Annotated in this window: 11 protein-coding genes and 1 tRNA gene; 9 read left to right on the top strand and 3 right to left on the bottom strand. The window is 62.7% G+C overall.

The annotated features are described in order from the left end of the window. Window positions 1-36: 36 nt before the first annotated feature. Together PCA31118_RS14600 and PCA31118_RS14605 are read right to left on the bottom strand one after the other, a co-directional pair. Entirely contained in the window at window positions 37-624 is a 588-nt protein-coding gene (locus tag PCA31118_RS14600) for a peptidylprolyl isomerase (protein ID WP_150625981.1), read from the bottom strand. 67 nt (window positions 625-691) lie between these two features. Then, a complete protein-coding gene (locus PCA31118_RS14605; protein WP_246190231.1) occupies window positions 692-1,420 on the bottom strand; it encodes a tetratricopeptide repeat protein in 729 nt (242 codons plus the stop codon). Between the two features lie 280 nt (window positions 1,421-1,700). On the opposite strand from PCA31118_RS14605, the gene cysS reads away from it, so the two are divergent. The 8 genes from cysS (at window position 1,701) to PCA31118_RS14645 (ending at window position 11,210) form a co-directional block, all read left to right on the top strand. Further along, window positions 1,701-3,104, top strand: a complete 1,404-nt coding sequence (gene cysS, locus PCA31118_RS14610; protein ID WP_150625888.1) for a cysteine--tRNA ligase — start codon at window positions 1,701-1,703, stop codon at window positions 3,102-3,104. Between the two features lie 24 nt (window positions 3,105-3,128). After that, entirely contained in the window at window positions 3,129-4,370 is a 1,242-nt protein-coding gene (locus tag PCA31118_RS14615; RefSeq protein WP_150625889.1) for an endonuclease III domain-containing protein, read from the top strand. Between the two features lie 231 nt (window positions 4,371-4,601). Further along, a complete protein-coding gene (locus PCA31118_RS14620; protein WP_150625890.1) occupies window positions 4,602-5,570 on the top strand; it encodes an acetyl-CoA carboxylase carboxyltransferase subunit alpha in 969 nt (322 codons plus the stop codon). A 292-nt stretch (window positions 5,571-5,862) separates the two neighbouring features. Then, window positions 5,863-7,209: a tRNA lysidine(34) synthetase TilS gene (gene tilS, locus PCA31118_RS14625; protein WP_174990473.1), complete on the top strand. Its 1,347-nt coding sequence runs from the start codon at window positions 5,863-5,865 to the stop codon at window positions 7,207-7,209. Between the two features lie 536 nt (window positions 7,210-7,745). After that, window positions 7,746-8,996 carry an aspartate kinase gene (locus tag PCA31118_RS14630; protein WP_044455357.1) on the top strand — a complete coding sequence of 417 codons (1,251 nt, stop codon included), beginning with the start codon at window positions 7,746-7,748 and terminating at the stop codon, window positions 8,994-8,996. Between the two features lie 245 nt (window positions 8,997-9,241). After that, window positions 9,242-9,335, top strand: a tRNA-Ser gene (locus tag PCA31118_RS14635). A gap of 155 nt (window positions 9,336-9,490) precedes the next feature. Next, complete coding sequence (locus PCA31118_RS14640; protein WP_044455358.1) at window positions 9,491-9,832, top strand: FKBP-type peptidyl-prolyl cis-trans isomerase; 342 nt, start codon at window positions 9,491-9,493, stop codon at window positions 9,830-9,832. A gap of 127 nt (window positions 9,833-9,959) precedes the next feature. Next, window positions 9,960-11,210: an MFS transporter gene (locus PCA31118_RS14645; protein WP_174990474.1), complete on the top strand. Its 1,251-nt coding sequence runs from the start codon at window positions 9,960-9,962 to the stop codon at window positions 11,208-11,210. A 129-nt stretch (window positions 11,211-11,339) separates the two neighbouring features. Here PCA31118_RS14645 and PCA31118_RS14650 read toward each other — a convergent pair whose 3' ends face one another. Next, on the bottom strand, window positions 11,340-12,212 hold the full coding sequence (locus PCA31118_RS14650) for an aspartyl/asparaginyl beta-hydroxylase domain-containing protein (protein WP_246190232.1): 873 nt from the start codon (window positions 12,210-12,212) through the stop codon (window positions 11,340-11,342). Window positions 12,213-12,446: 234 nt separating this feature from the next. On the opposite strand from PCA31118_RS14650, the gene PCA31118_RS14655 reads away from it, so the two are divergent. After that, window positions 12,447-14,351, top strand: a complete 1,905-nt coding sequence (locus PCA31118_RS14655; RefSeq protein ID WP_150625893.1) for an extracellular solute-binding protein — start codon at window positions 12,447-12,449, stop codon at window positions 14,349-14,351. Window position 14,352: the final 1 nt, after the last annotated feature.

Genomic DNA, 14,352 nt, shown 5'->3' on the forward strand with positions numbered 1-14,352 from the left:
CTTCTGATGAAATGGTCCCGGGGGGCCGGAGGAGGATCAGCGCTTGACGACGCTGGCCGATTCGATCACGACCGCCGTGGCGGGCACGTCGGAATACATGCCCTTGCGAGTCGTGGCCACACCCTTGATCTTCTCGACGGTATCCATGCCGGACACCACCTTGCCGAATACCGTATAGCCGAAGCCGTCCGGGTTGGGGTAATCCAGTGACGCATTATCCTTCACATTGATGAAGAATTGCGCGGTTGCCGAATTCGGGTCCGACGTACGAGCCATCGCGATGGTGCCGATCGTGTTCTTCAGACCGTTCTTCGATTCGCTCGGAATCGCGGCGCGCGTGGGCTTTTGATCCATGGCAGGGGTGAAACCGCCGCCCTGAATCATGAAGCCATTGATCACGCGATGGAAGATGGTGCCGTTATAGAAACCATCGTTGACGTATTGCAGGAAGTTCTCGACCGTCTTGGGGGCGGCCTTCGGGTTGACTTCGACCACGAAGTTGCCGAGCGATGTTTTGAACTGCACCTGCGGTTGCGCACTCTGCGCGAAGGCCGGCAGGCTCGTGCCTGCGAGCGCCGCTGCGCTGAGCGCGGCGCCGACGCCGCCGAGCAGTGCGCGGCGCAGACGATTCGGGAAGGACATGCGTGTCTCCATGACGAAAGGGGAATCGCTTCGAGTCGAAGCGCTGAGCTTAGTTGCCCGACTTGCCGACGTTTTTCAGGTCGGCATTTTCGCCGGTCTTAGCCGGTGACGGTGCCTGGCCGACCGGCGCTGCGCGCTGCGGTGCGAGCATGCCCGACAGGATCTTCTCGCGGTTCGACACGCGGGCCGTCGGCGCGAGCTTCAGGGATTTCTGATAAGCCTGTTGCGCGAGCTTGGCGTAGACATCGCCGAGGTTGGCATAAGCGACGGCAAAGCCGGGGTTGTTGCGAATCGCGCTCTCGAGTGCGGCGCGCGCCTTGTCGTATTCGCCTGCCTGCGCATAGAGCGCCGCGAGGTTGTTGAACGGTTCGGGCAATTCCGGGAAGTCCTGCGTGAGCGCCGTGAAAACGTCGATCGCTTCCGCATTACGGCCCATTTCCATCAGCACGCGGCCGCGCGTAAAGCGCACCTGCGCATCGCGCGGGTACTGCTTGAGATGCTCGTCGATCTTGGTCAGGGCGTCGTTGAACTTGCCTGCATCGACCAGCTTGTTGATGGCCGATTCGCTGGCTTGCTGCGGTGTTTGCAGCGGCGCGGGCGGCGGCGGATCAGTGATGGCCTGCGCCCCTGCAGGCAGAGCGAACAGTGCACCGGCCAGGCCGAGCGTGGCGCCGGCGAGCATCGATGCGCGCGCCAGGGCGCGAGCGCTGCGAACCGCAGCGGCGACCGGGTGCAAGCGAGAGGCAAGGCGGGAAGCCAGGCGAGAGGCGGGGCGCAAGGAAACGCGCGTGGACGGGTGCGGAATTGACCGGCTTCGTTGCGTCATAGTGGGTGCTTGGGATACCTGAGAGGTGCACAAGAGATGCTATACTCGGCCGCATTCTAACAAAACACCTGCGCCCGGCCCGCGCCATTTCTCGATGTGGCAGTGGCGGCGGTTCGCAGGTTCGTTTTTTCTACCGCACGGCGCGCAGCCCGCCTCGCGATATCGCTCTCGTTTCACGTGAGGATATCGTCGCAGCGTCCGGCGCTGTTGCCGCCCGGTCAAGCGCATATCTATGGATTCACTCCGTGTCTACAACTCGCTCGCGCGAGATAAGCAGCCGTTCGTACCCCTCGTCGCTGGCGAAGTCCGCATGTATGTTTGCGGGATGACGGTGTACGACTACTGTCACATCGGTCATGCGCGCGTGATGGTGGTATTCGACATGGTGCAGCGCTGGTTGCGCACGCTGGGTTATCGCGTCACGTATGTGCGCAACATCACGGATATCGACGACAAGATCATCAAGCGCGCGCTCGAGAACGGCGAGACGATGCGCGAGCTCACGACGCGTTTCATTGCGGCCATGCACGAAGACGCCGATGCGCTCGGCGTGCAGCGTCCCGATCACGAGCCGCGTGCGACCGATTTCATTCCGCAAATGGTGGACATGATCGGCACGCTGCAACGCAACGGTTATGCCTATCAGGCCGACGACGGCGATGTGAACTACGCGGTGCGCAAGTTCGCCACTTACGGCCAGCTCTCCGGCAAGTCCATCGAGGACCTGCGCGCGGGCGAGCGCGTGGCAGCCAATACGGCCAAGCAGGACCCGCTCGACTTCGTGCTGTGGAAGCGCGCGAAGGACACCGAGCCGGAAGAGTCGAAATGGGCGTCGCCGTGGGGCGCCGGTCGTCCCGGCTGGCATATCGAGTGCTCGGCCATGAGTTGCCAGTTGCTCGGCAACCATTTCGACATCCATGGCGGCGGCGCGGATCTGCAATTCCCGCATCATGAGAACGAAATCGCGCAGAGCGAGGGCGCGACGGGCGAGACGTTCGTCAATTACTGGATGCATAACGGCTTCGTGCGCGTGGACAACGAGAAGATGTCCAAGTCGCTGGGCAACTTCTTCACGATCCGCGAGGTGTTGGCGAAATTCGATGCAGAGGTCGTTCGCTTTTTCATCCTGCGCGCGCAGTATCGCAGTCCGCTCAACTACAGCGATGCGCATCTCGACGACGCACGCGGCGGTCTGACGCGGCTTTACACTGCGCTCAAGGATGCGACGGGCGACGGTGCGCCACTGGACTGGAACGAGCCGTTCGCGCAGCGCTTTGCCGCCGCCATGAACGACGACTTCAACACGCCGGTGGCGATCTCGGTGTTGTTCGAGCTCGCGGGCGAAATCAACAAGCAGCGCGATCCTGTGCTGGTGCGTCAGTTGCAGGCGCTGGCGGGCACGCTGGGCCTGCTCGGTCGAGATCCGCAGTCGTTCCTGCAAGGGGCGACGGGCGGGGACGATGCGGGCGATGGCGATGCTTTGCGGGCGTCGGTCGAAGCGCGTATCGAAGCGCGGGCGCAGGCCAAGCGCGATCGCAATTTTGCCGAGGCTGACCGTATTCGTGCCGAATTGTTGTCCGAAGGCATCGTGCTGGAAGATCGTCCCGGAGGCGCCACCGAATGGCGTCGTGCTTGAGCGCGACGCATCGAGGCAAATCTCATGGTGACTCGTAAATCCGTAGCCGCGAAGGTTGCGACCAAGACCCCGGCGACCAAGCGTGCCGCAAAGGGCGTGACGAAGGCCACCCGGCCTGCGTCGACGTCCGAGGACGCGACACGTCGCGCACCGCGCAAGGCGGTGGTGGCGGCGACTGGCAAAGCCCCCGTGAAGGCGGTGAAAGCGGACAAGGTGGAAAGGTCGGAAAGGTCAGACAAGGCGATGAAAGCGCCGGCAAAGACGGCCGGGGTTGGCGCTGCGCGCAAGACGGCAATCCAGAAGGCCGAAAAGTCCGACTCGACGGAAAAGACGGCGCGAAAAGTCGCGAAGACGAGCGCAGTGAAGGCCGGTGCGAAGATTGCTGAGACGGTCGGTGCAAAGGTCGGTGCGAAGGTTGGTGCGAAGGTTGGTGCGAAGGTTGGTGTGAAGGTTGGTGTGAAGGTTGGTGTGAGGGCGCCGCGCAAGCCTGCCGCGAAGCCGGAAACGTCTCCGGCGACGACGCGTCGCGTGGTGGCCAAGCGCGACGGCGAGACGCGTATCGTCACCCCGGAAATCGAGCTTATCGAGCACGAGGCTGTCGATGCGGTGGTGACGGGCGTGGTGCCGCTACCGGTCGCGCCTGGGGCGTCGCGCCCCGATTTCTGGGATCAGGCGTGTGCCGATCTGATGAAGCGCGATCGCATTCTCAAGAAGCTGATTCCCCAATTCGGTCCGGCCCATCTGACCGGGCGAGGGGAGCCGTTCGTTACGCTCGCGCGTTCGATCGTCGGGCAACAGATTTCCGTGAAGGCGGCGCAGGCCGTATGGGATCGCGTGGTCGCGATCTGTCCGAAGCTCTCGCCGTCGCAGTTCATCAAGGCCGGGCACGACGCGCTCGCGGGTTGCGGGTTGTCGCGTCGCAAGGCCGAGTACATTCTCGATCTCGCTACCCATTTCAAGTCCGGCGCGCTGCACGTGGACGCCTGGGCGAGCATGGACGACGAGGCCGTGATCGCCGAGCTGACCGGTATTCGCGGCATTGGCCGGTGGACGGCTGAAATGTTCCTGATGTTCAACCTGTTGCGCCCCGATGTCCTGCCGCTCGACGACGTCGGGCTCATCAACGCGATCAGCGTCAATTACTTCAGCGGCGAACCCGTCACGCGCAGTGAGGCGCGGGAAGTCGCTGCCAACTGGGAGCCGTGGCGCTCCGTTGCCACGTGGTACATGTGGCGCAGTCTCGAGCCGGTGCCGGTCGAATACTGACCGAACGCCGGTCGCGGCGAATCGTCCCTGGGGTGACCCGACGAACATTTCGATCGTTTGCGGTGTCTTTACGGTTTCCATACCCCCGAGGACGTATAATCCGCGTCCATTCCGTCTCAACCAGTCATTTCTGACAGCTATCAAGATGCGAGAGGTGATGAAAGTTGCCTATCTCATCCGGGTAGACGTTACCGGCGGTACAATACGCTGCCGCATTTCCGGGGAAACCTGATGAAGAACACCTTTTTGGATTTTGAACAGCCGATCGCCGAACTCGAAGCGAAGATTGAAGAGTTGCGCTTTGTGCAGGACGATTCCGCCGTCGACATTTCCGAAGAGATCGAGCGCCTCTCCAAGAAGAGCCAGCAGCTCACCAAGGACATCTACACGAACCTGTCGCCGTGGCAGGTTTCGCAAATCTCGCGTCATCCGCAGCGTCCCTACACGCTCGACTACGTTCGCGACATCTTCACCGACTTTCACGAACTGCACGGCGACCGTGCATTTGCGGACGACCACGCCATCGTGGGCGGCATGGCCCGTTTCAACGGCCAGGCCTGCATGGTCATCGGTCACCAGAAAGGTCGCGACACGAAGGAGCGTGCGCTGCGTAACTTCGGCATGCCGCGCCCTGAGGGCTACCGCAAGGCCCTGCGTCTGATGAAGATGGCCGAGAAGTTCGGTCTGCCGATCTTCACGTTCGTCGACACGCCGGGCGCTTATCCCGGTATCGATGCCGAAGAGCGCGGTCAGTCGGAAGCCATCGGTCACAACCTGTACGTGATGGCTGAGTTGAAGACGCCGATCATCACCACCATCATCGGTGAAGGCGGTTCGGGCGGCGCACTGGCCGTGGCGGTTGCCGATACGGTCATGATGCTGCAATTCTCGACGTACTCGGTGATTTCGCCGGAAGGTTGCGCATCGATTCTGTGGAAGAGCGCGGCCAAGGCCCCGGAAGCCGCCGAAGCGTTGGGTCTGACGGCGCACCGTCTCAAGGCGCTGGGCCTCATCGACAAGATCGTCAACGAACCGCTCGGCGGCGCGCAACGCGATCCGCTCGGCATGGCGGGCATGCTCAAGCGTGCGCTGGCCGATTCGCTGCGTCAGTTCCAGGGCATCAGCCACAAGGAATTGCTGGAGCGCCGTTTCGAGCGCCTGATGAGCTATGGCAAATTCAAGGAAGCCGGCGCGAAGTAAAACGTCTGCCAATGCGTCGTCGCCCGTGGTGGCGATGGCGCCGAATCCGATGGTTCATCACGATTCTTCCGCTGCCGCGTTCGCATCTGCCCGATGCGACGCGGCAGTTGCACATGTGGACGTCGCTTTGCGCCTGGCGTTGACGGCGCATGTCTCGCCACGCGATGTCTCGCATGCCTCAGGTGCCGACGCTGCGGCAGCTTCGTCGGCTTCCTCCTCCTCTTCTTCCTCTTCTTCCCCCGCTTCGTCCACTTCTTCCGCACAGCCCGCCTTACCGCGCCTTGCGCTCGCCTTGAGCGGCGGTCTCGATTCGATGGTGCTTCTCGACGCGCTGGCGCACTGGTGGCAGAAGCGTCGCGCGGCTGGCGACGCCGTTGCGCAGCCGCTGGCCATCCATGTCCATCACGGCTTGTCCGAGCATGCCGACGAGTGGCTTGTCGTGTGTGAGCGCGAAGCGCGTTTGCGAGGGTTCGCATTCGAAGCGCAGCGGGTGAGTGTGCCGCGCGGCGCCCGTCAGGGAATCGAGGGCGCCGCGCGCGCTGCGCGCTATGAGGCGCTGGCGGCGAGTTGTCAGAGGCATGGTGTCGGCTGGCTTCTCACTGCACATCATGCAAACGATCAGGCGGAGACCGTACTGTTGCAGATGTTGCGAGGCGCGGGGTTGCCTGGGGTGGCGGCGATGGCCACTGAGGGTGACCTGCCGTTAGTGGCGCGTGAGTCGACGCGTGTGCGTTTGCTGCGCCCGTTGCTCGACGTCTCGCGCGAAACGATGCGGGCTTACGCCAGGGCGCGTTCGTTGGCGTGGGTCGAAGACCCTTCGAACGAGGATCGGCATTACCTGCGCAATGCGTTGCGTCACGACGTGATGCCTGCGATTGCGTCGCATGTCCCGGCGTACCGAGAGACGCTCGCGCGGTTTGCGCGGCATGCGGCGCAGGCGCAGACGTTGCTCGATCAGCTGGCGCAACTCGACTTCGAGATGGCGCGAGCGGACCATGCGAGCGAGGAGGGCGACGACCGTTTGCGTCGCAGTCGATTGCAGGGGTTGGACGCACCGCGCCTGGCGAACTTGTTACGGTACTGGGCGGCAAAGAGGGGCTTGCCGATGCCGCCTGAGGCGCGGCTCGACGAGTGGGTGCGTCAGATTCGGGATGCGCAGGCGCAGGCATCGCTGGAATTACCGCATGGCGATGCCGTCTTGCGTTTGTATCGAGGCGACTTGCAGTGGACGCCGGTCTATGACGTTTCGCACGCGGACGATGTCATGCCGGATGTGATCCTGCATTGGGCGGGGGAGCGGGAGTGGCGCTTGCCGCAGTGGAAGGGCAGCATCGTATTCACGCCGGTGCCTGAAGGCGAGTCGATGCCGGGGAGCATTGGTGAGCGCGTATTGCGGGCGGGGCCATTGGTGGCGAAGGCGAGGATGGGTGGTGAGCGATGGCGTGCGCGTGCGGGGGGGCATTCGCGGTCGTTGAAGCATTGGTTTCAGAGTCGCGGGGTGGCGGCGTGGCTTCGGCATGTGCCGGTGGTGTGGCAGGGGGGCACCATCGTGTTCGTTCCCAGGTTGGGGGTGGATGGTGGCGTGCAGGCCCAAGAGGTTGGGGCGGGTTGGACAATGGCGTGGCGAGACGAGGTGTGAGCGGGATAGGGACGGAAAGAAGAGGAAGGAAGCGTCGCCACGAGGTGCAATGGGGTGTGGGGGTGTGGGGGTGTGGGGGGGGGCATGGGGGTGTAGCGGAGGGGATCGGGCGTTTGAGTGGCGGGGATTGGTGGCGCTCAGACGTAGCGACTTTTGGTGGAGCCTAGTCGAGTGCTGCCAATCCCCGCTGCCCGGATGCTTGTCAAGGGTGGTGCGGGTGTGGGATGGCGATGGGTGTTGGGGGGAGTTCGAACTGTGGCGTGCCGGATTGTCGGAGTACTGAAGCGCAGAGTGCCCGAGCGCCGGCATAGCTCAGCGGCGGTGTGAAAGTAAGAAACCTCTGCAAATCGCAGCACAATCTGCCGTCAGATGCGGTGTACGGAAGCCAAGACAGTGCAATCTGCGTCAAACCGACGCCAACGCGATACATTCGTGCGATAATCAAAAGTTCCGCGAATCGAAACGTCTCCGATGCTCAGTGAAGGGCATCCGCGCAGGATTCATAAACGGTTTTAAATCAATGTGTTAGCAATGTTATGGCTCTGATCGTACACAAATACGGCGGCACGTCGATGGGCTCGGTGGAGCGCATCAAGAATGTCGCCAAGCGCGTGGCCAAGTGGCATAAGGCCGGTCACAAGATGGTGGTGGTGCCGTCGGCAATGTCCGGCGAAACCAATCGTCTGCTGGGTCTGGCCAAAGAGATTTCGCCGAACCCGGATCCGCGCGAACTCGACGCGATTGCCGCCACCGGCGAGCAAGTGAGCGTTGGCCTGCTGGCGATGGCGCTCAAAGAGGCGGGTGTCGACGCCGTGAGCTACGCCGGCTGGCAAGTACCGATCAAGACCGACAGCGCTTTCACCAAGGCCCGCATTTCGGAAATCGACGACAAGCGTGTCATGGCCGATCTCGATGCTGGCCGCGTGGTCGTCATCACCGGTTTCCAGGGCATCGATCCGAACGGCAACGTGACCACGCTCGGTCGCGGCGGCTCGGACACTTCGGCGGTGGCCGTGGCAGCCGCTCTGAAGGCTGACGAGTGCCTGATCTACACCGACGTCGATGGCGTGTACACGACCGACCCGCGTGTGGTCGACGAAGCCCGCCGCCTCGACAAGGTCACCTTCGAAGAGATGCTGGAAATGGCCAGCCTCGGCTCCAAGGTGCTGCAGATCCGTTCGGTGGAATTCGCCGGCAAGTACCAGGTCAAGACTCGCGTGCTGTCGAGCCTGACCGACCCGATGATCGCGCTCGACGAAGAAGCGCGCTCGGGCACGCTGATTACTTTTGAGGAAGACGAACAAATGGAAAAGGCCATCATCTCGGGTATCGCGTTCCAGCGTGACGAGGCCAAGATCACCGTGCGCGGCGTGCCGGATCGTCCGGGCATCGCTTACCAGATCCTCGGCCCGATTGCCGACGCGAACATCGACGTCGACATGATCATTCAGAACCTGAGCGTCGATGGGAAGACCGACTTCACGTTCACCGTGCCGCGTGGCGACTATCAGCGTGCCATGGCACTGCTGCAAAACGACGTGCAGGGCCATATCGGCGCCGCCGAAGTGCTGGGCGATCCGAAGGTCTCGAAGGTGTCGATCGTTGGCGTGGGCATGCGCTCGCACGTCGGTATCGCCAGCAAGGCGTTCCGCACGCTGTCGGAAGAGGGTATCAACATTCAGTTGATCTCCACCTCCGAAATCAAGATCTCCGTGCTGATCGACGAGAAGTACATGGAGCTCGCCGTGCGCGCGCTGCACAAGGCGTTTGAGCTGGATCAGGCGTAAGCCATTGCGCAGCGTTCGAACGTCGCCAGCGTTGTTGGGCGACGAGCCGCATGCGAGCGTCATGCATGCGGCGCGCAGCGGAAAATTCGTGCAGTGATGCGGGAAATTTCCTCTGAACGTGTCGAAGGCATGACACGTACGCAAAAAAAGTTGGATTTCGATGCGGATAATGTTTGACGGCATCGAGAACAGTAGGTAGTATCACGGCTTCGTTGCATCACCTCCCTGGTGCGACGACAAGTTTGGGAGACGTGGCCGAGAGGTCGAAGGCACTCCCCTGCTAAGGGAGCATCTGGGCCAAAACCTGGATCGAGGGTTCGAATCCCTCCGTCTCCGCCAAAAGCGGTGACAAAGCCCCGCGAGTTCGAGGACTCGCGGGGCTTTTCTTTTTGTCATCTCAAGTGTTCTTTTGCCGCATTCGTTTCCAGCCGCAGCAGGATGCGGTAAAGTAGCACCCCCGTCATCTTTCCGTCGAACTTCGAGCGAGGACAACCATGTCGACCATCACTACCGATTCCGGCCTGCAATACGACGACCTGCAAGTGGGCGATGGCGCTGAAGCCAAGGCCGGTCAGACCGTTACCGTGCACTACACCGGCTGGCTCACCGACGGCACGAAGTTCGATTCCAGCAAGGACCGCAACGACCCGTTCGCCTTCGTGCTCGGCGGCGGCATGGTCATTCGTGGCTGGGACGAAGGCGTTCAGGGCATGAAGGTCGGCGGTAAGCGCAAGCTCATTATTCCGGCCGAACTTGGCTACGGTGCACGCGGTGCAGGCGGCGTGATTCCGCCGAACGCCACCCTGGTCTTCGAGGTCGATCTGTTGGAAGTCTGAAGCATCGAACGCCGCACATCGCGGCACGAAGCGACAGACACCCCCGGTGCCTCGCAGGCACCGGGGGTGTTGTTTTTTATGTGTGCCGATGTCACGAGCATTGGCGACACAAAGGAGTTCTTACGAGGTGTCTCACTCAGCATCCCCCGTTTCACGATTCTGGTTTCCCTTCTCGCTGGTGCTCTTCGAGTTCGCGGTCTACATCTCGAACGACATGATCATGCCCGGCATGCCGCTCGTCACACGCGAGTTCGGCGCCACCGCCGAAGCGACTACGCTCGCGCTCACCGCCGCCATGCTCGGCAACGCCAGCCTGCAATGGCTGCTGGGCCCGCTCGCCGACCGGTTCGGTCGCCGTCGCGTGCTGCTCTCGGGGCTCGCGATGTTCATCGTTGCGTGCCTGGCCGTGCACTACGTGCAAACGATGCCGCAGTTCATCCTCTTGCGCTTTCTGCAGGGCATGGGCTGCTGCTTCGTACTCACCGTCGGTTATCCAACCGTGCATGAAGCCTTCGAAGAGAAGACGGCGGTACGCGTAATGGCGCTCATGGCGAACGTCTCGCTGCTCTCGCCGTTGTTCGGGCCGCTCGCCGGCGCTGCCGTGGTGTCGTTCTGGCCGTGGCGCAGCATCTTCTGGCTCATTGCCATCGTTGCCGTGGTGTCGTTCGTCGGCCTGTATCGGACGATGCCAGAACTCTCGCGCCATGATCGCAACGCGCTGAACGCCACGCAATTGTGGCAGGGCTACAAGCTCCCGCTCTCGAGCGCGCGCTTTTGGCGAGGTGCCGTACTCACGGGGTTGGCCGTCACGCCGCTGCTCACGTGGATTGCGCTTGGCCCGGTGTTTCTGATCGAGCGTGCCGGTCTGTCGCAGATGCAGTACGCCATGCTGCAAGTGCCGGTCTTCGCGGCGTTGATTCTCGGGAACGTGGTGCTCGCGCGCCAGGTCGGGCGCTGGTCGAATGGTCGCTTGCTGGCCACAGGGGTGGCCGCCATGTTGATCGGCGCGGCAATCTCGCTCGTCGGCACGGCCATTCTGGCGCCCGGCTATCCGGCATTGCTTATCGGTACGACGCTGCATGCCTTCGGGATGGGCCTGAGCTATGGCGTGGTGTATCGCCAGTCGCTGTTTGCCGTCGACAGCCCCAACCGGGCGACCGTTGCCGGCATGCTCAGCATGATTACCATCGTCGTGGCCGTGGCGGTGATCGAAGCCATGAAGTTCGCGTATCTGCATTTCGGCGATGCCGCGCTCGGCATCGGCGCCATGCTTGCGGCAGCGCTCGTTGCCGTGCTGGCGGCGAACTTCGTGCCACCGCCCACGCAGGACGTGCTCGCGCAACCCGGTCGCCGCACATCGGCCGATCCGCGCGCATGAAGTCGTATGGAAGTGGTCTGAGGTGACCTGTAGTTGACCTGCAGGTGACCTGTAGGTGACTTGGAATGGCCTGACATGGAAAACGCCAGCGAGTGTCATTTCGCTGGCGTTTTTTCATGCGCGACGCACTTATCCGTGGGCGCGTTCGTCTTCCACCGTTTCGGCGCGTTTCGCCGGACCTTCGGTCGTTGCGCTTGCGTGGGTCGGCGATGCCGGTGCAGGGGGACTCACCGGTGCGGCAGGCGTTGCGTAGTAATCCCGCTCCCACTTTTCGTGATTCGCCTTGGCCTGCTGTAGCTCTGGTGTGAGCGGCGCAAATGAAAGCAACAGCTTGTTGAGCCATGAGACGGGGGCTTTGCAGGGGCGTTCGAAATCGACGAACAACACGACGCGCGTCTCGTCCGTGTCGTTGTGCACCTGATGCTCGTAAGCGTCGTCGAAAATCACCGCGCGGTTGGCCTGCCACACGTAACGCTGACCATCCACCTCAATCCAGCACTTCTCGCGCTCGCGCGGCACCTTCAGGGCGAGATGCAATCGCAGCACGCCGTTGTACGGGCCGCGATGTGGCGGAATCTTCTTACCGGGAGACAGAATCGAGAAGAAGGCCGTGCGCAGGCCGGGAATGTCATCCAGCGCTTTTGCCGTCGCCGGGCAGCGGGCAAGGTTGCGCTCCGCGCGCATGCCGTAGCCCAGGAAGACGAAAGTCTGCCACTGATGATCCTGCGTGATGGTGGCGACGTCGGGCGAAATCTCGTGGAACGCCGGCAGACGGCCGGGGTTGGCGAGGACCGCGTCGAGCTCCTTCGCGATCGCCGGACCCTGCGCCTCGATCGCTTCGACCCATGGGAACTGCGCGTTGTCGAAGATGGGCTTGTCGCCGACCAATGAGTGACGGGCGATGCTGCGTTGCGCCGCTTCCACACACTGAAAGAAAAATTTGGCGAGCCAGCGGGGCAGGGTACGGTTAGGGTTCTGCACAGGCGATCGTGTAGCACTCAACGTCGGCCTCCAGGGCGGGATGGGGGAACCGGGCCGGCGGGTATGTGTCTTTCAGTGCGGTGAACGCCGGGCTTTTGGGTACAATTGTCGCGCGGTCCGGCCGCGCCGCCAAGTCTCATGCGGGAAATGTGCGTGAGGCGCGGGTTACGAGATGTTTCGCACGGATCGAAGGGGTGGGGCTGGATGCGTCCGAGCCCCGACAGGCTGGCGCTCGCCGACCATCACAGGAGACGCATGAACGCGCGCAAGACACGGCAGCATCCACACACGACCCGGGGCTCGCTCCGCCATTTCATCGTCGCTGTGCTTGCCGCGAGCCTGCTCGCCGCGCCCGTCGCTCAGGCCAAGTACGCTATCGCCCAGTACGGCGAGCCGAAGTATCCCCAAGGGTTCACGCACTTCGATTACGTCAATCCCGACGCGCCCCGTGGCGGCACGCTGACGCTTGCGAACCCCGACCGCCGCACCAGCTTCGACAAATTCAATCCGTTCACGCTGCGCGGCACTTCCGCGCCGGGCGTCTCCGGCCTCATGTTCGAGACGTTGGGCATCGGCAGTGCCGATGAACCGGCCACGGTGTACGGCCTGCTCGCGGACGACATTGCGGTGGCGCCCGACGGCACTTCCGTCACGTTTCACATCAACCCGGCGGCGCGCTTCAATAACGGCGACCCGGTCACGGCGCAGGACGTCAAATACTCGTTCGATACGCTGATGAGTCCGCAGTCGGCGCCCGGCTTCAAGGTCATGCTCGCCGACGTGAAGGGTGTGACGGTGATCGACCCGGGCCGGGTGCGCTTCGATTTTCGTCGCGTGAGCCCGGATCTGCCGCTGCTCGTGTCGTCGGTGCCGGTGTTCTCGCCGAAGTGGAGTGTGGGGGCGGACGGCAAGCGCAAAGCCTTCGATGCGCTGACGTTCGAGCCACCTGTTGCGAGTGGCCCGTATCTGATCGAGTCGTACGACGGCGGGCGCCGCATCACGTTCCGGCGCGATCCGAAGTACTGGGGCAACAATTTGCCGGTGCGACGCGGCACCTACAACTTCGAGCGCATCGTCTACAAGCTCTATTCAGACGACATCGTGCGGCTCGAAGGATTCAAGGCGGGTGAGTTCGATGTCATTACGGAATACCGCGCCCGGAGTTGGGTGCGAAGCTATGTCGGCAAGCGTTTCAAGGACGGCGAACTGATCAAGCGCGAATTCGCGCATCACAATGCCGCAGGCATGCAGGGCTTCATTCTGAATACGCGGCGCGATTTGTTCCGCGACGTGCGCGTGCGTCGCGCGCTGGACCTCGCGCTGGACTATCAGTGGCTCAATCGCCAGTTGTTCTACAACCAGTACCAGCGCATCTACAGCTACTTCACCAACAGTGACCTGGCCGCGCGCGGCATGCCGAGCGAGGCGGAACTGAAGTTGCTCGCGCCGCTTCGCAAGACGCTCGATCCGGCCGTATTCGGACCGATGGTGGTGCAGCCCACGACGACCCCGCCCGCGAGTCTGCGCGACAACCTGCGTGAAGCGCGCGAGCTGCTGGCACAAGCCGGGTGGACCTATCGCGACGGCGCACTGCGCAACGCCAAAGGCGAGCCGTTCGTCTTCGAATTCCTCGACGACGGCGGTGCCATGGGCCCGGTCGCGTCGGCCTACGCGCGCAATCTCGCCAAGCTCGGCATCACGCTCAATTTCCGTACGAGCGATTTCGCGCTGTATCAGAAGCGTCTGGAGACATTCGACTTCGACATGATCTCGCTGCGCTATCCCGACTCGCAGATTCCCGGCACCGAACTGCTCGATCGTTTCGGCAGCCAGTCGGCCAACGTGGACGGCTCGGATAACGTCATCGGTCTGAAAGACCCTGCCGTCGACGCGCTCCTCGGGGCGCTGGTGCGCGCACATACGTATGAGGACCTGATCGCCGCCGCCCGCGCGCTCGATCGGGTGCTGATGCACGGCTACTACATCGTGCCGCACTGGTTCTCGTCGACGCATCGCATGGCATACAAGCGCGAACTTCGTTACCCGGAAACGTTGCCGAAGTACTTCACTGCGGAAGGCTGGCTGGTGTCCATGTGGTGGGATTCGCGCTCAGGGGGCGGGCCAAAGGCCCCGGCAGCTTCGACTGGAGTCGACCGTTAAT

It is taken from the genome of Pandoraea captiosa (genome assembly GCF_902459775.1).
GTDB lineage: Bacteria > Pseudomonadota > Gammaproteobacteria > Burkholderiales > Burkholderiaceae > Pandoraea > Pandoraea captiosa.

Coding starts and splice junctions, on each gene's coding strand:
- PCA31118_RS14655 (WP_150625893.1), top strand. CDS start 12,447: ATGAACGCGCGCAAGACACGGCAGCATCCACACACGACCCGGGGCTCG.
- PCA31118_RS14630 (WP_044455357.1), top strand. CDS start 7,746: ATGGCTCTGATCGTACACAAATACGGCGGCACGTCGATGGGCTCGGTG.
- PCA31118_RS14640 (WP_044455358.1), top strand. CDS start 9,491: ATGTCGACCATCACTACCGATTCCGGCCTGCAATACGACGACCTGCAA.
- PCA31118_RS14620 (WP_150625890.1), top strand. CDS start 4,602: ATGAAGAACACCTTTTTGGATTTTGAACAGCCGATCGCCGAACTCGAA.
- cysS (WP_150625888.1), top strand. CDS start 1,701: ATGGATTCACTCCGTGTCTACAACTCGCTCGCGCGAGATAAGCAGCCG.
- PCA31118_RS14615 (WP_150625889.1), top strand. CDS start 3,129: ATGGTGACTCGTAAATCCGTAGCCGCGAAGGTTGCGACCAAGACCCCG.